The sequence below is a fragment of the Stieleria mannarensis genome (assembly GCF_014154935.1).
Taxonomy (GTDB): domain Bacteria; phylum Planctomycetota; class Planctomycetia; order Pirellulales; family Pirellulaceae; genus Stieleria; species Stieleria mannarensis.
Genome location: NZ_JACEHH010000110.1, coordinates 1 through 3854, shown reverse-complemented (window position 1 = coordinate 3854; position 3854 = coordinate 1). Strand labels below are relative to the sequence as shown.

The 3854-nt window shown below is 55.6% G+C and carries 3 protein-coding genes; 1 reads left to right on the top strand and 2 read right to left on the bottom strand.

From position 1 onward, the window contains the following. Nucleotides 1-1592 (top strand): serine/threonine-protein kinase (locus H1B37_RS32390; RefSeq protein ID WP_182871423.1); only part of this gene is annotated, 1592 nt, incomplete at its 5' end. Here the strand turns inward: H1B37_RS32390 and H1B37_RS32385 are convergent. Together H1B37_RS32385 and H1B37_RS34705 are read right to left on the bottom strand one after the other, a co-directional pair. Beyond that, on the bottom strand, nucleotides 1571-2314 hold the full coding sequence (locus H1B37_RS32385; protein WP_182871422.1) for a hypothetical protein: 744 nt from the start codon (nucleotides 2312-2314) through the stop codon (nucleotides 1571-1573). The two genes, H1B37_RS32390 and H1B37_RS32385, sit on opposite strands and share 22 nt — an antisense overlap. A 34-nt stretch (nucleotides 2315-2348) precedes the next feature. Next, the gene (locus H1B37_RS34705) at nucleotides 2349-3509 is read right to left on the bottom strand and encodes a C45 family autoproteolytic acyltransferase/hydrolase (protein ID WP_182871421.1); all 1161 of its coding nucleotides are present in this window, start codon (nucleotides 3507-3509) and stop codon (nucleotides 2349-2351) included. Between the last annotated feature and the right edge of the window lie 345 nt (nucleotides 3510-3854).

Genomic DNA, 3854 nt, shown 5'->3' with positions numbered 1-3854 from the left:
ATCCGCCACTGACTGATGACGAGCTCGCTGATTTGGAGCGTGCGATCGAATCCGGCGAAGCCACCATCGGAGATTCGACCCTCAGTCAAGAATACTCTGATGCGTACCAGAGAATCGACCTGCTCGCCGCGCCAATCCGATCGGCAATCTCCTCGATCGACGAGCCGCCATTGCTGCCGGACTACGAATCTCTGACGGAAATAGGTCGCGGTGGAATGGGGATCGTCTATCGCGCTCTCCACAAGAAGACTCAGCGACAGGATGCGATCAAGGTTATTCGCCGTGATCGCCTGGCTGGAATGTCTGGCGACACCGTGAAATTGATGCAGTTGCAGTTTCAGCAGGAATCAAAACTGGCTGCCCGGGTTGCCCATGAACATATCGTCCCAATCTACCAGGTTGGAGAGATTGCGGACCAACCTTGGTTTTCGATGCAACTCGTAGAAGGAGAGAGCTTACGTGTCCTTGCACAGGGCACTGGAATCGCACCGGAACGAGCTGTTGAATACCTCGAGGCGATTGCACGTGCGATCGATGCTGTTCATCGCCATGGGATTATTCATGGAGACATCAAACCTCACAACATCTTGATTGAGCGTCAAACCGATCGCCCGATGATCAGCGACTTCGGTCTCGCGGACTTTGATGCGAGATACTCGAGCGATGTTTCACGGGGCGTTGTTGGGACTCCAGCATACATGGCGCCGGAATTGGCCGGCGCCGCACTGCACGGAAGGCCCCCTGAGGAAGTTGCGGCAGTCCGATCGGTTGCCACAGATATCTATTCGCTAGGCGCGACCCTTTGGGCCGCCATCACTGGATCCTCTCCGTGCAACGACGGGCGTACTGCCCGCGAGCATCTCATCGATGTTGCCGGAGGAAAAGTTGATTTCACGAGCGACGCTCGCGGCAAGATCCCACCGTCGCTGTCGCCCATCATCTTGAAGTGTCTTGCACGTGAGCCCTCAGAACGCTACTCGACTGCAGCGGATCTCGCGAAAGACTTGGCATCATGGTTGGATCGACCGCGATGGCACCGACATTTTCCCAGACTTCGAAATCTGTTGTGGATGGTCGTGGCACCCGCACTTTTCACGAGTGGCATTGTCATTTGGTGGCTGATGAAAATCGACGCTTCCGAACCATGGGTATGGCTCACTATCTTCTCCGGATATGTGCCGCTCTTCGCCACTTTCATCGCAAGTCACCGTATGGATCCGACGGCTGCACGTGCGCGTCGGGAGCTATGGTCGATTTGGATTGGCCACCTCGTCAGCACGTTTTTCTGCTTGCTTGTCATTCGAATCATGTGTCACCCGGACTTCGATAAGACAATTGAGTTCTCGTACCCATGCTGGGCGTGCATTTCATCGCTCGCATTCTTCGCTAAGAGCGGCAATTTCTGGTCGGCGTATCGCTGGGTTGGTTCCTTTTGGGCGTTGGCCGCAGTGCTGTTGACTGTCACGCCTTCCCCCTCGATCGTTTACGGAGCTTTCGCCGCCTTGACCTGCTTCGCGATTGCCTTGAGTGATCCATCATTTCTCAATGATTCGATTAGTGAAAGCGCGGATCATGACGCGGGAGGAGCGTAGGGATTACCGTTCTCCCGTGATTTCCGGTCGACTTCATCAACGGCAAGCGTCGACTCGCGATTCGAACTCAGCTGTCTTGTCAGTTCGTCAAGCAACTCACGCGACTGTCCGGCCCACAATTCCACATCTGAATGCAGGACGCTCCTGGCCTGCTGCAGTTGTGTCTGCATCTGGAAAAGATGCTCCATTCGCGTTGCTTGATCCTGCGAGAGGATGCCGGCGGTTTGAGCGGCGCCGACATCAAAGTGGCGACTGACTTCGCATCCCAAGTTGCGTAGCTTGCCGCTGACGATCTTTTCGATTTCGCCCAAGTTCTGGGTGAGCAATTCCATCTCCATGCCGTGTGCCACACGCGCAGGCCAACCGATCTTGCTTACGAAATATGCAACCGACGAAGTCATGAGAATGAACAGAGTGCTTGTGATCGCGAACCCCATGTTGGTGGGCGGTAGTGCATCATTTGTAAAACGTGCTGTAAGATTCACGAGCAGGCAGGACACGCCAAGAGCCAACGGGCTCAGCACGACTCCCATCATCACTCCCAAGGTCGCGCCAGCGACGCGTCTCCATCTGAATGGATCCGCGGTAGCTCTCGCACCGATAACCGCTGCGGCGAAAACGAGGAGCAAACTACACAGGAATACGATTACAACATCCACCGGGATGCTGTAGGGCAGCAGAAGGACTGCCAACAGGTTCGTATTCTGAGCAAAAGCAAACATGGTCTTGTTACAGACTAAACCTTAGTCAGCACTGTTACAGCTCGATGTCTTCGAAGCTTGCCTGGCACGCGGTATCGTATGCCACCCGGATTCGCCGCGACCCTGGAAAGAACTGCAAACAGGCCGTTGTGAACCAGTACGAACCATGCAAGCAGATCGTGTCGTCACCTGGCATACCCTCCGGACCGTGATCAGACATGATGGCACTCAATCGATGGACGTCGAGAACGTCTGTCTCCGCAAGAAGTTGTTGGAATCGTCGGTCTCGCAACTCAGATGACTGATGGAGCCGTCGTCCTCTCAGCGGTGTTGGGGCGCTGTCCGTGTAAATCGCGTCGTGAGCTATTTGAACTTCCTGCATTTGGGGACTCGAGAAAGCATTCGTGTGGCTCAATACGTCTTCTCCCTCAGCAGGTCGCCGGAGGTAGTGGCGGGTGCTCGATAGCTCCAATGATGCGATGTCGCCGTCTGCATCAGCGAGCATGAGCAGGGCTCCACCCCAACGAGGCATCGATGAAATGAAATCCACCGCTTGAGTCACACTGCTGCATTGCTGGAGCGCCGCGGAAATCGCCATCGAAATGGGCGCTGCCGGTGACGTGGGCTGGTCAGTCGTAAACCCATAGTTGTAGATGATGCATAGTCCAGCTTCGTTCATCCCGTCCACCGCTCCCGCCAAAGGCGCTGTTGTGAACTCAATCGCCCTCAAGCCGGAACTTGGTCGGGTCTTTCGCACCAAGTAGAACGGTTGGACGAGCGGGAGATAGTCAAAATTCCTGGCGACGATCGGCTGCCCATCTTTCGAGCGGCGACCGCGTATGGCTACGGCCGAGCACGCTCCTGGACAGGCGGTGCAACCTCCGACCGACGACATGAGCGGTTCGAGACCGTTGATTAGCAGGACTCCCTTGAGCGAGATGTTAGCTCCCCGGGCAATGCCAATTAGTCGCTCCTTCATGGCTGGAAAATCACGTGCGAGAGGAGCGGACAGAAACCGTGAGGCCTTCTGTTCCGCTATCCACCGATAAACTGAGTACGGAAGCCAGTCAGGCTGCTGGAGACGAAATGCCTCTAAATCCCTAAGGGCCTCGTGCGCACCGCAAATTTTCGCGCGTGCGGCCGCGCCCTGGGCGAACCCCATCTCTCGAGGTGAACCTTCGCAGATAGCTTCGACCACTTTGGGATGAGTCGGCATCGTAGATGTATCCAGTGAACGGACGTCGGAAACCACGTGGGATGACGATAGGCGTGCAACCAGACCTTCAAGCTAGCCCCCAACCTAAAAGCGAGTACGTCGTCTGCACAGTGCGCGAAAAATCAAAGGTCTCGGGAATTTCGCGCACTATAGGCCATGGCAGGTCGCTTTCATGATTGGGAATCCTCTGTGGAACGTCCGAAAATGAAAGAGGTTCTTCGTCCCGTGATCGCAGCACTCGCTAATGATTTCTCCCGTCTATCCGATCGGGGGTCCAACCGCATTGGAGCGAATAGCCGTCTGCCACCTGCGTATTGATCGCCCTGGATTACCACGCTTTTCAAG